The following is a 20,716-nucleotide window of genomic DNA, read 5'->3' as shown; positions in this document are numbered from 1 at the left end:
CGATATTTGTGCTACGAACATCTGTTAGTATGAATATTTCCTTTGATAATACCGAAAATGCCTTTGCCTACAAGAGTGATAAGGAATTAAACGGAGCTAAGTTTTTATTTAAAACCATGGAGTATCCTTGGTTTGTTAAGCTGGGAACCACCCTGACTCCTTATGTGATGAAATCAGGGATGCCTCTGGTAAATGGGTTGATCCGCAAAACAATTTTCAAACAATTTGTAGGTGGAGAAACGCTGGAAGAAACTGCCAGTGTAGGAAATTTATTAGGCAAATATGGTATTCAGGTAATTTTAGACTACGGTGTAGAAGGGAAGGAATCTGAAGCAAGTTTTGATCATGCTACTGAGGAATTTTTGCGAGTTATTAACTATGCTGCAACCCAAACCAATATTCCCTTTATCAGTATTAAAGTTACTGGACTGGCCAGATTCGGATTGTTGCAAACATTGAACGAAGCCCCCAGATTAAGAAGCGGTATTCACGATCACGAAGAGGAGATTGCTGAGTGGGACAGAGTAAGAGATCGCATGTATACCATCTGTGAAGTGGCAGCAGAAAAAAACATTGGGGTGCTCATAGATGCAGAGGAAAGTTGGATCCAGGACCCTATTGACAGACTTTGCATGGAAATGATGGAAGCTTTTAATAAAGACAAAGTCATTGTTTATAATACCATTCAGTTATACAGACATGACCGCCTTCATTTTTTGCAGCTCTCCTATAAAATTGCCAAGCAACAGCAGTTCAAATTAGGGGTTAAGCTGGTTAGGGGGGCTTATATGGAGAAAGAGAGAGAAAGAGCTTTGGAAATGGGTTATGGATCTCCCATACAGCCTAATAAAGATGCTACAGATACCGACTTTAATAAAGCAGTTCAGTTTTGTTTTGATCACCTAGAAGATATTTCTGTCATTATTGCTTCACACAATGAAGCGAGTAACTTTCTTGCTGCGCAGATAATGCACGAGAGAAATATACAGCACAATCATCCACATGTTCATTTTTCTCAGTTGTATGGAATGAGTGATAATATCACATTTAATCTTGCAAAAGAAGGGTTTAAGGTTAGTAAGTATTTGCCTTTTGGTCCTATTAAAGATGTAATACCTTATTTGATGCGTCGTGCTAAGGAAAACTCCAGCGTTGCCGGACAAACCGGACGCGAATTATCGTTGATTCGTAAAGAAATTGACAGACGAAAGGCTTTATAATGGTATAAACGGTGCAGCAAAATTCACACAGAATGCATCTTACAAAAAACCGTTATTGATGAGATCGTTTGTATTGCTTTTATTTTTCTTTGTACTTACTAGTATTGCAAGTGCACAGGACGAAAAACCTGTTTTCCAACATTTTTCCAAGGGTAAAACGTTCTGGGGTGTTGGAATTTCGCCCGTTTATTCTGATATGCTTGGGGCCTATACGGATGTATCTATTCGTAAAAACAATACCAGCCTGGGCATATTAATTGCCCCCATGTATGGGAAGTTTGTACAGCAAAATTTTATGGTAGGGTTAATGGGGATTGCGGGTTTTCATACAGAGCAAAATAAGTATTTAACTTATCCCATTACAATTGGATTTCCTCCTTTTTTTCCCAACGTAGAAACCAAAGATGTAAATAATAATTTAGATCTTGGTTTGGTTCCCATCACCCGATACTATTTTAATTTAAACAGAAGAAATTCAATTGCCTTTTTCTTACAGGCCGGGTTACCTGCAGTATATTCAAAATACACCAATTCTACTACATACAAGTACGTGACTGGAAGCGTAGATCGTTTTTCTGGTCAATACGACGAATTTTCAGTAAGAGGCAGTATTGGTTTCGGACTCAGTGTACAGGGTAAAATGGGAAGCTTTGATACCCATGTAAGTAATATGGGATGGTTTTTGAGTTTTAATAAACTGCTCAGTAAGAAATAAGAATCAATAATCACAATTTCTTCACAGATTCAGGAAGGTCAATCAAATGCGGTCAATCTGTTGTTAATTTGTATATGCAACAGTATCACGATTTACTAAGACATATATTGGAAAATGGTGCAAAAAAGACAGACCGTACAGGTACAGGTACAATCAGCTGTTTTGGTTACCAGATGCGGTTTGATTTATCTAAGGGGTTTCCTTTGGTAACCACTAAAAAATTGCATTTAAAGAGTATTATTTATGAATTACTCTGGTTTCTAAAAGGCGATACCAACATTAAATATTTAAATGAAAATGGTGTCAGTATATGGAATGAGTGGGCGGATGCCAACGGAGATTTAGGTCCAGTTTACGGCAAGCAATGGAGAAGTTGGGAGGGGGCAGATGGTAAAGTGATTGACCAGATTGCTGATGTGTTGAATCAAATTAACAATCAGCCAGATAGTCGAAGAATGATTGTTAATGCCTGGAATGTGGGAGAGCTTTCTAAAATGGCTTTAATGCCTTGTCACAGTTTGTTTCAGTTTTATGTGGCTGATGGAAAATTAAGTTGTCAGTTGTATCAGCGAAGCGCTGATGTGTTTTTAGGTGTTCCTTTCAATATTGCTTCCTATGCATTATTAACGATGATGATGGCACAGGTAACAGGATTAAAGCCAGGAGACTTTATTCATAGTTTTGGAGATGTACATATTTACAATAACCATTTGACGCAGGTAGAACTGCAATTGAGCAGGGAACCCTATCCGCTTCCTCACATGCATTTGAATCCTGAAGTGAAAGATTTATTTGGATTTAGTTTTGAAGATTTTACTTTAGAAAATTACCAATGTCATCCGGCTATTAAAGCACCGGTTGCTGTATAAAATGATTATATCAATTATAGTAGCTGCTTCAGAGAATAATGCTATTGGTTTGAACAACCAGTTACTTTGGCGTTTGCCAAATGATCTTAAGTTTTTTAAACAAACCACCTGGGCAATGCCTGTTATCATGGGACGAAAAACTTTTGAATCCTTGTCGGGAAAACCGCTGAACGGAAGGTTAAATATAGTGGTTAGCAGACAGGATAATTGGCAGGCCGATGGTGTTCAAAAAGCTAGTTCTCTTGATGAAGCAATCGCTATTGCAACTGCAAATCATTATAAAGAAGCCTTTGTAATTGGAGGGGGAGAATTGTATGCTGCAGCGCTTCCTTTTGCCAGTAATATTTATTTAACAAGGGTAGAAACTACTATTGAAGGGGATACTTTTTTTCCTGAGATTAAAGGAGAGCATTGGGAAATTGTGATGGATGAAACACATCCCGTTGATGAAAAACATGCATTTTCTTATCGTTTCCAAAAGTGGATAAAGAAAAGCTAATATGGCAATCTATCCATTTTTATACGTATGGCTTATCCCTTTCTTAATTATTTTTCTAATTGTCTGGAAAGATCGTCTGGTCAATAGCTGGGTTCAATCCCTTTTGCCAATACTGAATTTAATGTTGATGGTTTTTGCTATATATCAACTCAGGATTATTATTGGATTGATTCAGTTTTTGCGATCTATAGCATCAGCTGCGCCGAAGGATTTTCAATGGCAGGATTATATAGATAGCCATGCAGTCAGGTTGGTTGCATCAGTATTTGTCCCCTTTTTATTTCTTTTACCTGCTTTCAGTAAAAGCAAATGGTTTAGTTTGGTAATAATGCTATTGTATTTGGATATTGCTGAATTGCCTATCTATGATTGCGGGGAATGGTTTAAAAATATCGCGATTGTTGCAAGCTGGTTTGCCTTGATTGCCGGCGGAAGGTGGTATTGGCTTCAATTGACTCAAAAGAATAATCCATGTACAGTCCAGTCAAATTAGGTCTTAAATATATTCAGTATTGGCTATTTGCAGAAAATGCAAAAGGACATGGAGTTCATTCTCCCTTTGTATTCGAATTGATAGAAAGGGTATTCAATGATGATCGTAATTTTTATTATTTCCCACTAATTGAATCTGCAAGAGAATCCCTTACGAAATCAACTTTAACTCCTCAGAAGTACGATCATTTATTTTTTAGAATGGTTAATTATTTTGGATCTTCTGTGGTACTTGAGCTGGGAACCAAGCTGGGAATTACTACCAGCTATCTGGCAGCAGCAAATTCCAATGCAAGTGTAATCAGTTTGGAAAAATCTACAGAAACGGCAACTGTAGCCAAAAGACATTTCCAATACCTTGGATTAAAAAATATAGAACAAGTTATTGGTGAGTTTGATGAAACCTTGCCCGTTGTTTTGTCTCGTATTTCCCAACTAGATTTTGTGTTGGTTAACGGAAATTATCCAAAAGAAACTACCCTACATTACTTTAATCAGTTAAAGCCTCATTTGCATGAAAATTCCGTTTTGATTTTTGTTGATATTCACAGGAATAAGGAAATGGAGACGGTCTGGAGACAAGTCCAATCAGATGAAATGGTTACCCTAACTATAGATTTATTTTTTGTTGGATTGGTTTTCTTCAGGAAGGAAAACAAGGTAAAGCAGCATTTTACGGTTCGCTATTAAAGCGTTAACTTACAAGCATGATTATAGGGATTTTAAAAGAACCTGCTGGAGAGAAAAGGGTATCCATGCTTCCGGCTCAGTTAACACCTTTATTACAGTTAGGAGTTGAAGTATGGGTTGAAAAAGGTGCAGGTATATTGTCTTGTGTTGCTGATGCTGATTACGAAGCTATGGGTGCGAAGATTTCGGACCGTGATGCTTTAATTAGAACTTCTGATATTATTGCAGGGTTTTGGCTTAAAGAAACGGCAGAATTAATGCATGCCAAAAAAGGAGTTGTCTTTATAGGGGTTTTACAACCACTGTTCAATTATAAGCAAATGCAGGCAATGGCTGAGATGGGATGTACGGCATTCAGTCTTGATATGATTCCGAGAACAACAAGGGCACAGTCCATGGACGTTTTAAGTAGTCAGGCGAATATTGCAGGATATAAAGCAGTTCTTAAGGCCGCTGATTTATTGCCTCATTATTTTCCGATGTTTATGACAGCGGCTGGAAGTATTCCTCCTGCTAAAGTATTAATTCTGGGAGCTGGAGTAGCAGGTTTGCAGGCAATTGCAACAGCAAAAAGATTGGGTGCAGTGGTGGAAGTGTCGGATACAAGACCTGCAGTAAAAGAAGAAGTAATGAGTTTAGGGGCCAAGTTCATTGAAGTGGAAGGGGCTGCTGATGCTTCTGCTGCCGGAGGATATGCAGTGGAACAATCAGATGAGTTTAAACAAAAACAAAGGGAAAGATTGGCGGCATCAGTTGCCAAATCGGATGTTATTATAGCAACGGCTCAGATTCAAGGTAAGAAAGCACCTTTGCTCATAGACGAAGCTATGCTCAAATTAATGAAGCCAGGTTCGGTTGTGATTGATTTAGCTGCTTCTACAGGTGGTAATGTATTTGGTGTTGAGCAGAATACTATTACACAAATTAATGGAATAACATTATATGGAAACAGTCATCTTGCCGCTGATATGCCGGTGGATGCCAGTAAAGTTTATGGTAAGAATCTGTACAATTTTTTACAGTTGATTGTTTCAAAGGAGGGTGTAATTCAACTCAATTTTGAAGACGATATAGTAAAAGGCTGTTGCATTTTACATAACGGAGCTGTTGTGCATGACAGAATACTTTCGTTGATCAATAACTAAAGAAACTATGAATACATTTTTGTTATTTCTGCAGGAACATATAGAAATGGTTTATGTAGTGCTGCTTTCGATATTCCTGGGCATTGAAGTAATTGGTAGAGTGCCAAGTGTATTACATACACCTTTAATGAGTGGTGCAAATGCTATACATGGTGTGGTTATTATTGGAGCCATCATTGTAATGGGGCAAGTTGAGTCAGACGACTGGCTGGCATTAAGTGTTGGCTTTTTAGCCGTTGTTTTAGGTACACTGAATGTGGTTGGTGGCTTTGTGGTGACAGACAGAATGTTGGAAATGTTCAAGAAGAAAAAATAACATGGAATTAAATCTGCTTACACTTTGTTATCTCCTGGGCTCTTTAAGCTTTATCATTGGGCTTAAAATGCTATCTCATCCTGATACCGCCCGAAAAGGTAATTGGGTGGCAGCAGCTGGTATGGCCATCGCCATATTGGGCACTATCTTTCTGTATAGTGAAGATGGTTTGAAGCTGGGCAACTACCCCTGGATTTTTGCAGGACTGGGAGTGGGTACCATTATTGGTACGCTTGCAGCCAAAAAAGTAAAAATGACTGCTATGCCTGAAATGGTTAGCCTTTTCAATGGTATGGGAGGTGCATGTGCTGCGTTAATTTCCATAATTGAGTTCAGACATCTGATTCATGCTGCTCAGTTAAATATGGATGATTCTGCTACGATGTTAAACTTAGATCCCATTACCTTATTAATCATCTTTGCCGGTCTGATTATCGGAACCATTTCTTTTTCAGGCAGTATGATTGCCTGGGGTAAATTAAATGGCAAAGTAAAAGACCTTGCATTCAATGGTCAGCAAATTGCAAATAATATTCTCTTGTTGTGCATCCTTGTTTTTGCAGCTTACCTAACCTATAATATATCTATTGCCAACTTTTTCTGGTTCTATATCATTGCTTTGGCAGCTGTTTTGTACGGTGTGTTGTTTGTATTACCTATTGGGGGAGCGGATATGCCTGTAGTAATTTCATTGCTGAATTCGTTTACAGGGGTAGCTGCAGCATGTGGCGGATTTCTATATGATAATCAGGTAATGTTAACGGGAGGTATTCTAGTGGGTGCGGCAGGTACTTTGCTTACTATACTCATGTGTAAAGCCATGAACCGAAGTTTGACGAATGTGCTGCTGGGTTCATTTGGTACTTCTTCTAAAGGGGAACAACAGGTAGTGTCAGGAAGTTATAAAGAGATATCTCTGAGTGATGCTGCTATTTGTATGAGTTATGCCACTAAAGTAATGATTGTACCAGGTTATGGTTTGGCAGTTGCACAGGCACAACATATTTGTCATGAACTAGAGCAATTGCTGGAAGAGAAAGGAGTAGAAGTTAAATATGCCATACATCCTGTTGCTGGAAGAATGCCCGGACATATGAACGTTTTACTGGCAGAGGCAGATGTAAATTATGATGCATTGCTTGAAATGGAAGATGCGAATAATGAATTTAAATCTACTGACGTGGTTTTAATATTGGGAGCCAATGATGTAGTAAATCCGGCAGCCAAAACTGATCCTGCTTCTCCCATATATGGCATGCCAATTTTAGAAGTTGAGCAGGCAAAAACAGTTATTGTAAATAAGCGCAGCATGAAGCCCGGATATGCAGGTATTGAAAATGCCTTATTTTTCCAGCCGAAAACATCCATGTTATTCGGTGATGCCAAGGCGGCGTTGCAGAAACTGGTTGCAGAGATAAAAGCTGTATAAGGTGAATTTACCCCAATCATTTATAGAGTCCCTTGCGGGTGTTAAAGGCTTTGATAAGAAAAGTTTTGAAGCGGTACATCAAACAGGAGAACAAGTAACCAGTATTCGTTTGCACCCTCAGAAATATGCCATTGTTCAACCCGATTTATTGAATGGGAAGGTTCCTTGGAATAGTAATGGGTATTATTTAAAAGAGCGCCCATCTTTTACGCTTGACCCTTTATTTCATGCAGGAGCTTACTATGTTCAGGAAGCCAGTTCTATGTTTTTAGAACATGCTTTACATTCTATTATTAAAGGAGCAGGAAAGGGGTTGAAAATTTTGGATTTGTGTGCAGCCCCGGGTGGTAAATCAACACTGCTGGCAAGCTTATACCCAGAAGCTTTAATCGTAAGCAACGAAGTGATAAAGTCACGCGCAGCTGTATTGGTAGAAAATGCTACTAAATGGGGAATGCCCAATATGGTGGTCACCAATAATGATCCCGAGCATTTTAAAGATTTTACCGGATTCTTCGATATAATTGTTGTGGACGCTCCCTGCAGTGGGAGCGGAATGTTCCGTAAAGATCCTGATGCAATTAATGAATGGAGTGAGCAAAACGTAATTCATTGCAGTCAGAGACAGGAGCGCATATTGGCGAATATTGTTCCCTGTTTAAAAGAAAATGGTTTGCTTGTTTACTCTACTTGTTCCTATTCGTTAGCAGAGGACGAAAAAATAGCTGACTGGCTGGTAAGTGAAATGAAACTGGAATCCCGTTCTATTCAAATTGAAAATCATTGGAATATTATTGAAACCATTTCTGATCAGCAAAATGCGTATGGGTATCGTTTTTACCCTAATCTGCTTAAAGGGGAGGGATTTTATCTGGCCGTTTTTCAGCAGACTGAAACTGTTGGACAGGATCGATTGAGAGCGGTTTCACTCGTCCAGCCAAGCAAATCTGAATTGGAAGGGTTGGCATCGTTTACAGCAGATTTTTCCGATGCATTTTATTTTAAACAAAACAGTGCAATCCGATATTTTTCTGAATCTTTTGTGAGCGATTTACAGGCTTTATCTTCTAGACTTTATATTAAAAAAGCAGGGGTAGAGCTGGGAGAATTCAAAGGAAAATCATTGATTCCTTCGCACGAATGGGCTGTATCTGTTTTGCCCAAAAATGGATTTTCATCCATTCAGCTGGATAAGGATACCGCCATTCAATTTTTAAAAAGGGGTATTTTTTCCGTTGAAAATGCAGATACAGGTTGGAATTGGGTGCGTTTTCAAGGTCTGGTTCTGGGTTTGGTTAAAGTTTTGCCTAATCGGATCAATAATTATTATCCTTCTGAATGGAGAATATTAAAAGATTAACTTTGCTAACCATTTGAATGTTTATGTACCTGAGAAAATATTTATTCCTTGTCTTTCTATTATTAACTGCATTTTTAAATGCACAAGACAAACTGATTGCTTCCGGAACAACGGGAGATCTGTATATAGTTCATCAGTTGAAAGGAAAAGAAACTTTGTCTGTATTAAGCAGAATTTACGGAGCTACGCCAAGGCAAATAGCAGTTTACAATAACATCAATATAAGTGCGGTACTTTCTCCGGGGGACAAATTAAAAATACCCTTATCGGCAGAAAACCTGGTTCAGGAACAGGAATTTGCTACCAGTGAACCTGTTTTTCATATTGCAGGTAACGGTGAAAACTTGTTCAGACTTAGCCAGCGTTATTTCAAAGTGCCTCTGGCTAAATTGCGTGAATGGAATGATTTGAAAACGGACGTACTAAAAAAAGGTCAGGTTATTGTTATTGGGTTTATTGGCGGATCAAAACTGGCTGCTATGAAAGCTGATGCACCTGCGGCCAATGCACAGGTTTTTGTGAAGCCACCGGTAATTGGTGCTCCAGTTGAACCTCAGCCTTTGAAAGATCCAAATGTGATGGATGCAGCAATTGATGGAACCAGAGAAATGAAGAAAGGGGAAATGAAGCCAATGACTGAAACGGATAAGTTTTTTGCCAAAGCAGCTGCTGATAGAGCAAAGAAAGAGGCTGAGGCAGCAGCAAGTATTGTGCCTCCACCTGTTCCTGTTGAGCAGTTTAAAGAGACCAATAAAGTTGCACCTACAGAATATAAAATCAGTGAAGATGAATTAAGATATACCGCTAAACCTAATGATGAAGGATATTTCGGATTGATTTATGCAATGGACGAGTCATCCAAAACCAAGGTTAATAAGGCAGGTGATGCAGGTATATTCAAGTCTTTAAGTGGATTTTCCGATAGAAAATTCTATGCATTAATGAATGATGTTTTACCGGGTACCATCATTCGTATATCAACATCAGATAACAAAACGGTATGTGCAAGAGTGCTTGGCCCTGTGCCTGAAATTAAGGGAGCACCTTCTCTGTTGATTCGTTTAAGTAATGCAACTGCTGCTGCATTAGGTAAATCAGATAATTATTTTCCAGTAACGATTACTTATTTACAATAATATGAAAAAGCAAATTCTTTCCTTTCTTCTACTGTTTGCTACCCTCTCCTGCAATTCTACATCAAGTGAAAATCAGGTTTCAGGTGAAATATCAGCAACGGTTGCTCAAACAGGAGGATCTATTTCAGTAAAAGATTTTGAACAAAAGATGAAGTCCCCTGGTGTCCAGATTCTAGATGTAAGAACGGCTGGTGAATATCAGGGCGGACATTTTAACAATGCTTTACAAGCCAACTGGTTGAACGAAAAAGAGTTTGCTGAAAGGGTTCAGTATATAGATAAAGCAAAACCTGTTTTAGTGTATTGTGCTTCAGGTGTAAGAAGTGAAGAAGCCATGAATTGGATGAAGCAAAATGGCTTTCAGGATGTGAGTAATTTAAAAGGAGGCTTATCTGCATGGCGCATGGAAGGGATGCCATTGGAAACAAAGGCTGCACGAGCTGAAATGAGTATTGCTGCTTTTAAAGCGAGTACCAAAACCGGAACAATTTTAGTAGATATTGGTGCTGAGTGGTGTCCTCCCTGTGTTAAAATGGAACCAGTACTTAAGCAGTTACAAAAAGAAAAAGGCACACAATTTAATCTGGTAAAAGTAGACGGTGGTATAGATGTTTCGGTAATGAAAGAATTGCATTCTGAAGGTCTTCCTACTTTCATTGTATTTAAAAATGGCAAGGAAGTATGGCGCAAACAGGGATTGGTAGATTTACCAACCCTAAGTAAAGCCATCGAATAAAATACAGCTTAATTTTCCTGAATGGTATAGCCTCTGAGAAAATCACTGATGGGCATACGCTTTTTTCCTTCTAGTTGGATTTCCAGCAGATGAAGAAATCCGTTGGTGCAACTGAATTTCAGATAAGTTTTATTATCGGTAAATATTTTTCCGCTTTCAAATTGGTGCGAAGTCAATTCTCTTTTGCTTCGATACACTTTCAGAATTTTTCCATCCAGATAGGTAATTGCCCCAGGAAATTGCGAAAGTCCACGCACAAGATTGTGAAGCGTTTCAACAGGATTATCCCAATGAATCTGGCAATCAGCTGTGAAAATCTTAGGGGCATGTTTGTTTTCTGTAGTTAATTGTTGAGGCTGTTCCTGAATGGTTCCTTCTTCCAGTTGCTTTAATGTTTTTACCAGCAGATTAGCACCTATTATTTTCATTCGATCGTGCACTTCTGTGGCCGTTTCGTCCTCTCCAATATTCATAGATTCCTGTAAAAGGATATCGCCTGTATCTATTTCGTGTTTTAATTTGAAAGTAGTTACTCCTGTCGTTTTTTCACCATTGATTACCGCCCAGTTTATGGGTGCTGCTCCTCTGTATTGGGGCAACAATGAGCCATGAACATTGATGGTACCCATTGGAGGCATATTCCAAACTATTTCCGGCAACATTCTGAAAGCAACAACCACCTGAAGATCAGCAGCAAGTTTCTTTAATATGTCAATAAATTCCGAGTCTTTTAGCTTATGTGGTTGAAGTACTGGTATATTGTGCGCTGTAGCAAATTGTTTTACAGCACTTTGGCTCATTTTCAAGCCTCTGCCGGCGGGTTTGTCTGGTGCAGTTACAACTGCAACTACATTGAAGTTGTTGGAAATCAGCGCATCCAATGAAGCAACAGCAAAATCTGGGGTTCCCATGAAAACAATGCGCATAAATAGTTTTTAGGCTGCAAAGTTAGGTTTCCATTGAATCTTAACTAAAAATACTTCGTCAGGTTAGGGAAGGATAGTATTTTTGCAGCTTAATATTTATTTATGCAACAAGCAAAGAAAGGTGATAAGGTAAAAGTACATTATCACGGAAAGTTAACCAATGGCAACACATTCGATTCCTCAGAAGGAAGAGAACCATTGGAATTTGAAATCGGAAGCGGTATGGTTATTGCCGGTTTTGATGATGGTGTTACAGGTATGGTTATTGGTGAAAAAAAGACAATCAGTATACCAGCAGATCAGGCTTACGGTCCTAAGCAAGAAGAAATGATCATGGAGTTTCCAAAAGACAGATTTCCTGCAGACATGGTGCCTGAAGTAGGTATGCAATTAAATATGAGCAATGGCTCTGGACAGAATTTTCCGGTTATGATTGTTGAAGTAAAAGATGCAGTAGTTGTATTGGATGCCAATCATCCTTTAGCGGGCGAAGAATTGATTTTTGATCTGGAGTTAGTGGCTATTGATGGTCCTAAGTCTATTATCATCACTCCTTAATTCACCTGTTCCTTATACAGTTACTTATAAGGAAGCTGAAATTGATAATAGCTTTTAGGCTGAAAATAAAAGAGACCGGATTCCGGTCTCTTTTTTATTAATTCGTCTTATTTCTATTCAGCCACCAGCCCAGCCAAATACCCACAAGTGCCCAGCTAACTACTGCATCTATCAGATAAGCTCTAATATCGAACATTGGATACCAAATATGGCCAGTATAACTGCTGTTCAGATAAACAATGAGCCCTACAAGTAGTGAAGCCGTAAAAGTGGTAGAGAAGTTGTTGCTGCTAATCTTCCCAAGAATCCAACAGAGCAGCCAAATAATGAAAATATTGGCGATTAATCCGCGCATCATATTTAATCCCATATTATATTCCAAAGCTGCATGGTATTGTATACTTGCCCAGGGTTTACCTATCTGATTCTGAGCCAGTTTTTCCATTTCTTCAAAGGAAGTGCCAGCAGGTGCGGAAGGCAGATAATAGCCACCTTCTTTGTCTAAATGGGTTTTTAGCATTGCAAGAATAGTGTCCTGCTTTGGACTGTATTGTTGTGAAGGACTGTGCAGATTGATAGCAGTCCAGGAAATGAACTGCCACATAAATAGCAGCATTCCTCCTACGAAGGAAGCAATAATAGTTTTTTTCATTGAGGCATGTTTTGTTTATAACAAAATACCCATCTCTTTTTACAAATGCAATAGTTGTAGCAACTATTCTTACTTTGCAGAAAAACAGAAATAATGCAATCCGTAAGTGTAGCAGATCGATTAATGCAGTACGTTCAGATAGACACACAGAGTAATCCTCATAGTAATGAAGCTCCTTCCACCGAAAAGCAAAAAAATCTAAGCAGGGTATTGGCAGCCGAGCTAAAGCAAATGGGTATCAAGGATGTAATTACAGATGAGTTCGGATACGTGTATGCAACCATTCCGTCGAATAGTGCCAAAAACCTGCCTGTTATTTGTTTTTGTTCGCATGTTGACACAGCTCCGGATTGTTCCGGAACAGATGTGAAACCCATCCTTCACAAAAATTACCAGGGTCAGCCCATTGTTTTGCCGGATGATAGCAGCATTGTACTTGATCCTGAAAAAATGCCCTATTTAAAACAGCATATCGGAAAAGATATTATTACGGCTAGCGGCACAACTTTATTAGGCGCCGATGATAAAGCCGGAGTAGCCATCATTATGTCACTTGCTGAAATTTTATGCAGTGATGGTTCTATTCCGCACGGAGAAATAAAAATTTTATTTACCCCAGATGAAGAAGTAGGAAGAGGAACCAATCACCTGAACATGCAATTACTGGGGGCAGATTTTGCCTATACCCTTGATGGGGGCGAGCTAGGAACTTTTGAAGATGAAACTTTCAGTGCCAATGGTTTTGCCATACATATTGAAGGAGTTATTGCGCATCCGGGATATGCAAAAGGAAAAATGGTCAATGCCATCAAACTAGCAGCAGAAATTATTGCTGCTTTGCCAACAGACAGGCTGGCACCTGAAGTCACCGATAAAAAGCTGGGATTTGTGCATCCTGTTCATATGGAAGGGTCTGCAGAAAAAGCGACAATTGAATTTATTATCAGGGATTTTGATACCTATCAACTCCAGCATCATCAGGAAGAGATTGTCCGGATTGCAAATCAGATTGCGAAGAAATATGCCGGAGTGAATTTGAATTTTACGGATGAGGAGCAGTATCGCAATATGAAAGAAGTGATTGACCGTTACCCATTCATTACTGCCTTTGCTGAGGAAGCGTATTCCCGAGCTGCATTACCTTTTGTAAAAGAACCAATTCGTGGGGGTACGGATGGAAGCAGATTGAGTTTTATGGGATTGCCTTGCCCTAATATTTTTACCGGAATGCAAGCCATTCACAGTAAAAAAGAGTGGGTTGGCGTATATGATATGGAAAAAGCCGTTGAAGTACTGGTGCATTTGGTTAAAGTGTGGGAAGAAAAGGGGGAAAATCTGCACAAATAGCACCTATCTTTAATGAAACTTTCTATTATGCAATTTTTAATGAACTATTGGTGGTTGATCATAGCAATCATTATTGTATTTACTGGTTTGGTTACAGTAAACCAGGGGACTATTGCCGTGATAACTATGTTTGGAAAATACCGAAGAATCCTGATGCCCGGATTAAACTTTAAAATACCCATTTTAGAACAGGTATATAAAACAGTAAGTATTCAGAATCGCTCGGTTGAATTGGAGTTCCAGGCTGTAACTGTAGATCAGGCCAATGTATATTTTAAAAGCATGCTGCTTTATTCGGTAATAAACCAGGACGAGCAAACAATTAAAAATGTGGCTTTTAAGTTTATATCAGAAAAAGATCTGATGCAGGCACTAATCAGAACCGTTGAAGGTTCTATCCGCGCGTTTGTTGCTACAAAGAAGCAAGCTGAAATTTTGTTACTAAGAAGAGAGATCGTGGAAGATGTAAAGCAGCAAATTGATAAGTCACTGGAAGACTGGGGATATCATTTACAGGACCTGCAAATCAATGATATCACTTTTGATCAGGTGATTATGGAGAGTATGAGCAGGGTAGTAGCCAGCAATAATTTGAAGGCTGCTGCAGAGAATGAGGGCCAAGCTTTATTGATAACAAAAACAAAAGGCGCAGAAGCAGAAGGTAATGCTATTAAAATTGCTGCTGAAGCAGAAAGAGAGGCTGCCAGATTGAGAGGGATGGGCGTAGCCTTATTCAGACAGGAAGTTGCAAAAGGAATGAGTCAAGCTGCCGAGGAAATGAAACAAGCCAATCTGGATACCAATGTTATTTTATTTAGCATGTGGACAGAAGCGATAAAGAATTTTGCCGAAATAGGTAAGGGGAATGTAATATTTCTGGATGGTAGTCCGGAGGGTATGCAGGACAATATGCGTCAAATCATGGCAATGATGAAGATGAAGGAAACCAAGGGATTGTAATTAATTAAGATGTGTAAAAGCTTTCTTAATTAACAAAACGAGGCAATATTTATACACGATTCATTGTTCTTTTGCAGAACACTTTAGATTCGCATTTTAAACTTTTTTATGTTGTACCTATTACAAACAGATACTGCTCAGAATATTGCCGGCGCAGCCATAGCTACCGCCGAAAAAGTTTCTTTATGGACATTATTAGATAAGGGAGGCTGGATCATGTATCCACTTTACTTGTTACTGATTCTGGCCATTTATGTTTTTACTGAAAGACTTTTGGCCATTAGAAGGGCGGGATTGATAGATCCGCAGTTTATGGTAATTGTAAGGGATCATATCCTTTCCGGAAATGTGCAGGCTGCCAAAACTTATGCCCGTTCTCATCAGAATCCGGTGGCTAAAATGATTGATAAAGGATTACAAAGAATAGGGAAGCCAATTGATGCCATTGAGAAAAGTATGGAGAATGTGGGTAAGCTTGAAATGTACAATATGGAAAAGAACCTGAACATTTTATCATTGATTGCTGGAATAGCACCCATGTTTGGATTTCTGGGAACGATTATTGGAATGGTGCAGTTATTCTATGGAATTGCTTCTACCGGTGAGTACACGCTGAATACCATAGCAGGTGGTATATATACTAAAATGATTACTTCAGCTACTGGTTTAATTATCGGTTTGATTGCCTATGTGGGACACAATTTTCTAAGCACACAAATTGATAAAACAGCCAATAAAATGGAAGCTGCCAGTGCAGATTTCATGGATATTTTACAGGAGCCAACCAGATAATATGAACATCCGTAAAAGATATAAGTCAAGCCCGGAAATGCATACAGGCGCATTGAATGATATATTGTTTATTTTATTATTGTTTTTCCTGATTGTTTCTACCCTGGCAAATCCGAACGTGATTAAAGTGGCTAATCCGAAGGCAAAATCTGATACCAAAGCAAAGCAAACCGTGGTGATTAGTGTAGATAAAAATCAGCAATTATTTCTGGGGGCAGAGCCTGTTGCTTTGGAAATGCTTGAGTCCAAATTGCAGGACTACTTATCTAAAGAAAACGAAAAGCCAACAGTGGTGATTAATGGCGATAGCACTTCTCATTTGGGTACTTCCATTAAAGTAATGCAAATCATTAAAAAATTGGGTGCAACGCCGGTGATGGCTGTAGATCAGAATTGATTCAGGCATCTATTTTTGATAGGCCGCAATCATTCGATCTTTCCCCTGCATGTCTTTTTGTAAACAAACGGTATAGTTTTTTTCAAAGACGGCTGTTGTTTCTTTGCCCAGTCTTTCATTGATTTCAACAAAAATAGCTCCAGGCTTTTTCAGGTTTGTATGACTGAAAGTTTCAATGGCCTGATAAAAAATGAGTGGGTCGTTGTCACGCACAAATAAAGCAGTATATGGTTCATACTTAAGCACATTGTTGTGCATGGTGCTGGATTCGGTTTCTTTAATATAAGGTGGATTGCTGATGATGATGTCAAAATGGTCAAGCAATGCCCAATTGCTTTTATTTAGAAAATCGAGTTGTTTAAATTGGATATTGTGTTGGATTTGTTTGGCATTTTCTTCTGCAACAAGCAATGCTTCCTTACTGATATCAATAGCGGTAATAATGACATTGGGCATACGGGATGCAATGGCCAGGGATATACACCCTGAACCAGTTCCAACTTCAAGGATTCGGGGACATGCTGTTGTTATTGTTGTTAGGTGTCGAATAACCAATTCCACCAATTCTTCTGTTTCAGGGCGGGGTATTAAAGTATGGGGATTCACTTTTAGGGCTAATCCGTAAAACCAGGTTTTGCCCATGATATATTGAATGGGTTCACCTTTTTGTAAACGATTAACTGCAGCCTCAAGTGGATTTGCCAGAACTTCTGGCCAGGCTTTATCTTTTTCCAGGAATTGATTCATTTTGCTTAAACCAGTAAAATGCTCAATGAGTAAAACCGCAATATTGCCAGCCTCTCTTTCATCATATACAGAATGGATGGCTTGAATGATATGCTGTTTTGCTCCTAGAATAGTCATGCTGCAAAGTAACCATCATTTGATTATTTTTACAGGCTTATGTTTACCTCACACCAAAAATTCATGCAACGTTGTTTAGACCTGGCTCTTAAAGGGATGGGTAAAGTTGCACCCAACCCGATGGTTGGAGCAGTATTGGTGTATCAGGATGAAATTATAGGGGAAGGATATCATGAAAGATATGGTCAAGCTCATGCCGAAGTGAATTGTATCAATAGTGTTGCAGAGAAAAACCGACACTTACTATCAGCTTCTACATTATATGTGAGTTTGGAGCCTTGTTCCCATTTTGGAAAAACGCCTCCCTGCACCCACCTTATTTTAGCGAACGGCATTAAGAAAGTAGTAGTTGGGAGTGTGGATCCATTTGAAGAAGTGAATGGAAAGGGGATTGCACTTCTTCGCGAAAAAGGGGTGGAAGTAATTGGTCCTGTTCTCGAAAAAGAGGCCAATGAATTGAATCGTCGTTTTTTTCTTTTTCATCAACGCAAACGACCTTACATCATTTTGAAGTGGGCAGAGTCGGCCAATGGATGGATGGGTAGAAAAGGGGATGAAATTGCTATCAGTAATTCGTACAGTCAGAAACTGGTGCACCGATGGAGAATGGAGGAGTCAGCTATTCTGGTGGGAACACAAACTGCCTTAACAGATAACCCAAAACTAAACAATCGTTTTTTCCCTGGTCCCAGTCCTGTTCGTATGGTGATTGATCGAAAGTTGATTTTACCTAAACAGGCTAATTTGTTAAGCGATGGTTTGCCAACAATTGTGTTTACCGAATCAGTTTCTATAACGGATGGTGAAGTAAAATATGTTCAATTGCCCGAAAGCAATAATTGGATTCAGCATATACTGGATTTTGCCTATCAAAATCGAATACAAAGTATTTTGGTGGAAGGGGGAAGCTCGCTTTTGCAAAGCTTCCTGCAAGCGGAATGCTGGGATGAAATCAGGGTGATAAAAAGTGCAAAAGCAATTGCCTTATCTAATGCAGATGGGTTGAAAGCTCCATCACTTTATTTGACTAAACCCGATACTACAGAATTAATAGGGGATGATTCAATTCAATATTTCAAAAGAAAAGAATTATGATATTTTTACTCGGAAGCATTGTTTTAACTAGTTACCTTTTACTATCATTTAAAGTATGCGGAAGACTGAATATCCCTGTTTTTCCTGCCATAGTTTTTAATTATATCACCTGTGTAATAACCGGTTCTTTTGTAAATGGGGCATTTCCCATTCATTCCGATTCTTTTGGTCAACCCTGGTTTCAATGGGCCATGCTCATGGGAACCCTATTTATTACCAGTTTTAATCTCATTGGAATTACAGCTCAGAAAATTGGCGTTTCAGTAGCATCTGTTGCCAATAAGCTATCGTTAATTATACCTGTAATTCTTTCAGTAATCTTATATGGTGAAAAGGTAGTAGGATGGGAAATAGTTGGGATTGTATTGGCAATGGTAGCTGTTGTTTTTACCTGTTATCCGCAATCGAGAGAAGGTGGCGGAAGTTCTCATCTTTCCTTATTGTTTAAAATTGGCTTACCAGCGTTGGTTTTTGTGGGAAGTGGTTTTCTTGATGCAGTCATTAATCACGTTCAGCAATTATACGTATCAAAGGAAACCAATAATGCATTTCTGATTTCCGGATTTTTATCTGCGGCAACAATTGGCTTTCTTGTACTGATGTATCAATACAAAACCGGAAAACTAACTTTTCACAGGAAACAGGTGTTTGCGGGAATTTGTATTGGTATTCCCAATTATTTCTCAATCTGGTGCCTGGTTCAGTTTTTACAGGACAGTCCATGGGAAACCAGCGCCAGCATACCGGTAAACAATATGGGAATTGTTTTATTCAGTACGCTGGTGGCGGCTATACTTTTTAAAGAAAAATTATCTGCTATTAATTGGGCAGGTATTGTATTATCTGCCATTGCTATTTATCTGATTGCTTTTGGCAATACATTATAAAAAGCGAGGGCTTACGATTAGCTCCTTAGAACCAGGCGTATAAATGTAGAATCCTTCTCCTGATTTTACACCAAGTTTTTTAGCTGTTACCATATTCACTAATAATGGACAAGGCGCATACTTGGGATTGCCATATCCTTTATGCAAAACATTCATGATGCTAAGGCAAACATCTAAACCTATAAAGTCGGCTAGTTGCAATGGACCCATCGGATGAGCCATGCCCAGTTTCATAATCGTATCTATGGATTCAACATCTGCAATGCCTTCGTATAAAGAATAGATAGCTTCATTAATCATAGGCATCAACACTTTGTTGGCAATAAATCCAGGGTAGTCATTTACTACGGAAGGCACTTTGTTTAATTGTTTACTCAAAGCAACAATGGTGTCTGTAACTTCTTTTTCAGTTGCGTATCCATTGATGATTTCGACCAGTTTCATAACCGGTACAGGGTTCATAAAGTGCATGCCAATTACTTTGTTAGGTCTATTGGTTGCTGAAGCAATTTTTGTTATTGAAATAGAAGAAGTGTTACTTGCCAGTATAGCATTGGCAGGTGCTGCCTGGTCTATCTCTGCAAATATTTTTAATTTCAATTCTTCATTTTCTGTTGCGGCTTCAACTACTAAATCAGCCTTGCTAACACCTGTGCTGATTGTGTTATCTGTGACAATATTATTTAGTGTTTCTGCTTTTTCTGCATCGGTAATAGAGCCCTTGCTTATCATTCTGTCCAGATTCTTTCCAATGGTTTGCAGGGCTTTATCTAATTGTGCTTGTTGTACGTCTACCAACACAACTTTAAAGCCTTTCTGCGCAAAAACATGTGCAATCCCATTTCCCATGGTACCTGCTCCAATTACAGTTACATTAAATACCGACATTGTTAATTATTTTTTTCGTTTGAAATCTCCTCTTTTCCAGGATGTGATAAAATCTGCCCAGGCTGCCGGATTCATGATATTCATGGGTGGAATTTGACCGGCATAATAATATTTATTGGTTTGCTGCCTTAGCTGAAAATTAACTGCCTCTCTGCCGTCAGCAGGTAAACTGTTCAGCATGATTCTTCTGGTAGCTTCATCAGTATTCTTTCTGGCGATCTCGTATGCGTCATCAGGGAAACGATTGTTCAGAAAGTCCCTTTCAAATTGTTCTCTGGTTGGCCTTGGCTTCAGGATAGTCGCAGGCAAATAAGCAGTATCACTAATCAATAATTGTATAACACTATACTGATTACTTTCAAGGTTATAAGGAATCTGAATACTGTTGTTTTTAAAGCCGATACTACTGAAAGTGATTCGGTCTCCTTTCATTACAGCAATCGAAAATACCCCGTCGAAGCTGGTAATGGTTCCTCTTCCTTTGCCTTCTACAATAATGGAGGCGGAAGGAATTCCTCTTAAACTGTCTGCTGTCATAACAACTCCATACAATTGCACAATAGAATCCCTGTAAGGATTTGTCTGCTGTGCAACCGCCTTATTCATCCAACCCATCCCTGTCAGTATCAAAAAAAAGGCTAAAGTTAATTTATTCATATAGGCAGCACTGGTTTAAAGGGGACACAAAGGTACTATTTTGATTTGTTCTCCGCATTTCACAACAAAGTAAAGTGCTAGGTTGT

24 protein-coding genes are annotated in these 20,716 nt (G+C 38.9%); 19 read left to right on the top strand and 5 right to left on the bottom strand.

The annotated features are described in order from the left end of the window. The first annotated feature begins 29 nt into the window (after positions 1–29). The 12 genes from TEGAF0_RS06065 to TEGAF0_RS06010 all read left to right on the top strand — a co-directional run bounded on the left by TEGAF0_RS06065 (position 30) and on the right by TEGAF0_RS06010 (position 10,607). Complete coding sequence (locus TEGAF0_RS06065; protein WP_264900911.1) at positions 30–1,220, top strand: proline dehydrogenase family protein; 1,191 nt, start codon at positions 30–32, stop codon at positions 1,218–1,220. A gap of 58 nt (positions 1,221–1,278) precedes the next feature. Then, positions 1,279–1,935 carry a hypothetical protein gene (locus TEGAF0_RS06060; protein ID WP_264900909.1) on the top strand — a complete coding sequence of 219 codons (657 nt, stop codon included), beginning with the start codon at positions 1,279–1,281 and terminating at the stop codon, positions 1,933–1,935. Positions 1,936–2,009: 74 nt separating this feature from the next. Then, a complete protein-coding gene (locus tag TEGAF0_RS06055; protein WP_264900907.1) occupies positions 2,010–2,804 on the top strand; it encodes a thymidylate synthase in 795 nt (264 codons plus the stop codon). Position 2,805: 1 nt separating this feature from the next. Continuing rightward, complete coding sequence (locus TEGAF0_RS06050) at positions 2,806–3,303, top strand: dihydrofolate reductase (RefSeq protein WP_264900905.1); 498 nt, start codon at positions 2,806–2,808, stop codon at positions 3,301–3,303. Position 3,304: 1 nt separating this feature from the next. Further along, positions 3,305–3,796, top strand: coding sequence for a hypothetical protein (locus TEGAF0_RS06045; protein WP_264900885.1), 492 nt, complete (start codon positions 3,305–3,307; stop codon positions 3,794–3,796). Continuing rightward, entirely contained in the window at positions 3,775–4,485 is a 711-nt protein-coding gene (locus TEGAF0_RS06040) for an O-methyltransferase (RefSeq protein ID WP_264900883.1), read from the top strand. The genes TEGAF0_RS06045 and TEGAF0_RS06040 overlap by 22 nt, the downstream gene beginning before the upstream one ends. Positions 4,486–4,502: 17 nt before the next feature. After that, complete coding sequence (locus TEGAF0_RS06035) at positions 4,503–5,630, top strand: NAD(P) transhydrogenase subunit alpha (protein ID WP_264900882.1); 1,128 nt, start codon at positions 4,503–4,505, stop codon at positions 5,628–5,630. A gap of 7 nt (positions 5,631–5,637) precedes the next feature. After that, positions 5,638–5,946 carry an NAD(P) transhydrogenase subunit alpha part 2 gene (locus TEGAF0_RS06030; protein ID WP_264900881.1) on the top strand — a complete coding sequence of 103 codons (309 nt, stop codon included), beginning with the start codon at positions 5,638–5,640 and terminating at the stop codon, positions 5,944–5,946. A 1-nt stretch (position 5,947) separates the two neighbouring features. Next, positions 5,948–7,375, top strand: a complete 1,428-nt coding sequence (locus tag TEGAF0_RS06025; protein WP_264900879.1) for an NAD(P)(+) transhydrogenase (Re/Si-specific) subunit beta — start codon at positions 5,948–5,950, stop codon at positions 7,373–7,375. A 1-nt stretch (position 7,376) separates the two neighbouring features. Further along, positions 7,377–8,735, top strand: a complete 1,359-nt coding sequence (locus TEGAF0_RS06020) for a methyltransferase RsmF C-terminal domain-like protein (protein WP_264900877.1) — start codon at positions 7,377–7,379, stop codon at positions 8,733–8,735. Positions 8,736–8,758: 23 nt separating this feature from the next. Beyond that, the gene (locus TEGAF0_RS06015; protein WP_264900875.1) at positions 8,759–9,871 is read left to right on the top strand and encodes a LysM peptidoglycan-binding domain-containing protein; all 1,113 of its coding nucleotides are present in this window, start codon (positions 8,759–8,761) and stop codon (positions 9,869–9,871) included. A gap of 1 nt (position 9,872) precedes the next feature. Continuing rightward, a complete protein-coding gene (locus tag TEGAF0_RS06010) occupies positions 9,873–10,607 on the top strand; it encodes a rhodanese-like domain-containing protein (protein ID WP_264900873.1) in 735 nt (244 codons plus the stop codon). Between the two features lie 8 nt (positions 10,608–10,615). Here TEGAF0_RS06010 and fmt read toward each other — a convergent pair whose 3' ends face one another. Continuing rightward, the gene (fmt, locus tag TEGAF0_RS06005; RefSeq protein WP_264900871.1) at positions 10,616–11,533 is read right to left on the bottom strand and encodes a methionyl-tRNA formyltransferase; all 918 of its coding nucleotides are present in this window, start codon (positions 11,531–11,533) and stop codon (positions 10,616–10,618) included. 102 nt (positions 11,534–11,635) lie between these two features. Between fmt and TEGAF0_RS06000 the strand changes: the two genes are divergently transcribed. Further along, entirely contained in the window at positions 11,636–12,091 is a 456-nt protein-coding gene (locus tag TEGAF0_RS06000; protein ID WP_264900869.1) for an FKBP-type peptidyl-prolyl cis-trans isomerase, read from the top strand. A 97-nt stretch (positions 12,092–12,188) separates the two neighbouring features. Here the strand turns inward: TEGAF0_RS06000 and TEGAF0_RS05995 are convergent, their stop codons facing one another. After that, a complete protein-coding gene (locus tag TEGAF0_RS05995; protein ID WP_264900867.1) occupies positions 12,189–12,743 on the bottom strand; it encodes a hypothetical protein in 555 nt (184 codons plus the stop codon). A gap of 93 nt (positions 12,744–12,836) precedes the next feature. Between TEGAF0_RS05995 and pepT the strand changes: the two genes are divergently transcribed. From pepT to TEGAF0_RS05975, 4 genes are all read left to right on the top strand, one after another. After that, on the top strand, positions 12,837–14,090 hold the full coding sequence (gene pepT, locus TEGAF0_RS05990; protein WP_264900865.1) for a peptidase T: 1,254 nt from the start codon (positions 12,837–12,839) through the stop codon (positions 14,088–14,090). A gap of 27 nt (positions 14,091–14,117) precedes the next feature. Further along, positions 14,118–15,050, top strand: a complete 933-nt coding sequence (locus TEGAF0_RS05985) for an SPFH domain-containing protein (RefSeq protein WP_264900863.1) — start codon at positions 14,118–14,120, stop codon at positions 15,048–15,050. 108 nt (positions 15,051–15,158) lie between these two features. Further along, complete coding sequence (locus tag TEGAF0_RS05980) at positions 15,159–15,842, top strand: MotA/TolQ/ExbB proton channel family protein (protein ID WP_264900861.1); 684 nt, start codon at positions 15,159–15,161, stop codon at positions 15,840–15,842. Position 15,843: 1 nt separating this feature from the next. After that, positions 15,844–16,239: an ExbD/TolR family protein gene (locus tag TEGAF0_RS05975; RefSeq protein WP_264900860.1), complete on the top strand. Its 396-nt coding sequence runs from the start codon at positions 15,844–15,846 to the stop codon at positions 16,237–16,239. 9 nt (positions 16,240–16,248) lie between these two features. On the opposite strand, the gene prmC is transcribed toward TEGAF0_RS05975, so the two are convergent. Next, positions 16,249–17,103: a peptide chain release factor N(5)-glutamine methyltransferase gene (gene prmC, locus TEGAF0_RS05970; RefSeq protein WP_264900858.1), complete on the bottom strand. Its 855-nt coding sequence runs from the start codon at positions 17,101–17,103 to the stop codon at positions 16,249–16,251. Between the two features lie 39 nt (positions 17,104–17,142). Between prmC and ribD the strand changes: the two genes are divergently transcribed. Then, positions 17,143–18,198: a bifunctional diaminohydroxyphosphoribosylaminopyrimidine deaminase/5-amino-6-(5-phosphoribosylamino)uracil reductase RibD gene (gene ribD / locus TEGAF0_RS05965; protein WP_264900857.1), complete on the top strand. Its 1,056-nt coding sequence runs from the start codon at positions 17,143–17,145 to the stop codon at positions 18,196–18,198. Further along, on the top strand, positions 18,195–19,085 hold the full coding sequence (locus TEGAF0_RS05960) for a hypothetical protein (protein ID WP_264900856.1): 891 nt from the start codon (positions 18,195–18,197) through the stop codon (positions 19,083–19,085). The genes ribD and TEGAF0_RS05960 overlap by 4 nt, the downstream gene beginning before the upstream one ends. On the opposite strand, the gene TEGAF0_RS05955 is transcribed toward TEGAF0_RS05960, so the two are convergent. Together TEGAF0_RS05955 and TEGAF0_RS05950 are read right to left on the bottom strand one after the other, a co-directional pair. Beyond that, positions 19,080–19,973: a 3-hydroxybutyryl-CoA dehydrogenase gene (locus TEGAF0_RS05955; RefSeq protein ID WP_264900854.1), complete on the bottom strand. Its 894-nt coding sequence runs from the start codon at positions 19,971–19,973 to the stop codon at positions 19,080–19,082. The genes TEGAF0_RS05960 and TEGAF0_RS05955 overlap by 6 nt on opposite strands. A 6-nt stretch (positions 19,974–19,979) precedes the next feature. Next, positions 19,980–20,630: a carboxypeptidase-like regulatory domain-containing protein gene (locus tag TEGAF0_RS05950; protein WP_264900853.1), complete on the bottom strand. Its 651-nt coding sequence runs from the start codon at positions 20,628–20,630 to the stop codon at positions 19,980–19,982. Positions 20,631–20,716 lie beyond the last annotated feature (86 nt).

The sequence above is a fragment of the Sediminibacterium sp. TEGAF015 genome (genome assembly GCF_025997995.1).
In the GTDB taxonomy this organism is placed as follows: domain Bacteria; phylum Bacteroidota; class Bacteroidia; order Chitinophagales; family Chitinophagaceae; genus Sediminibacterium.
This window is presented reverse-complemented; position numbering and strand designations above follow the sequence as displayed.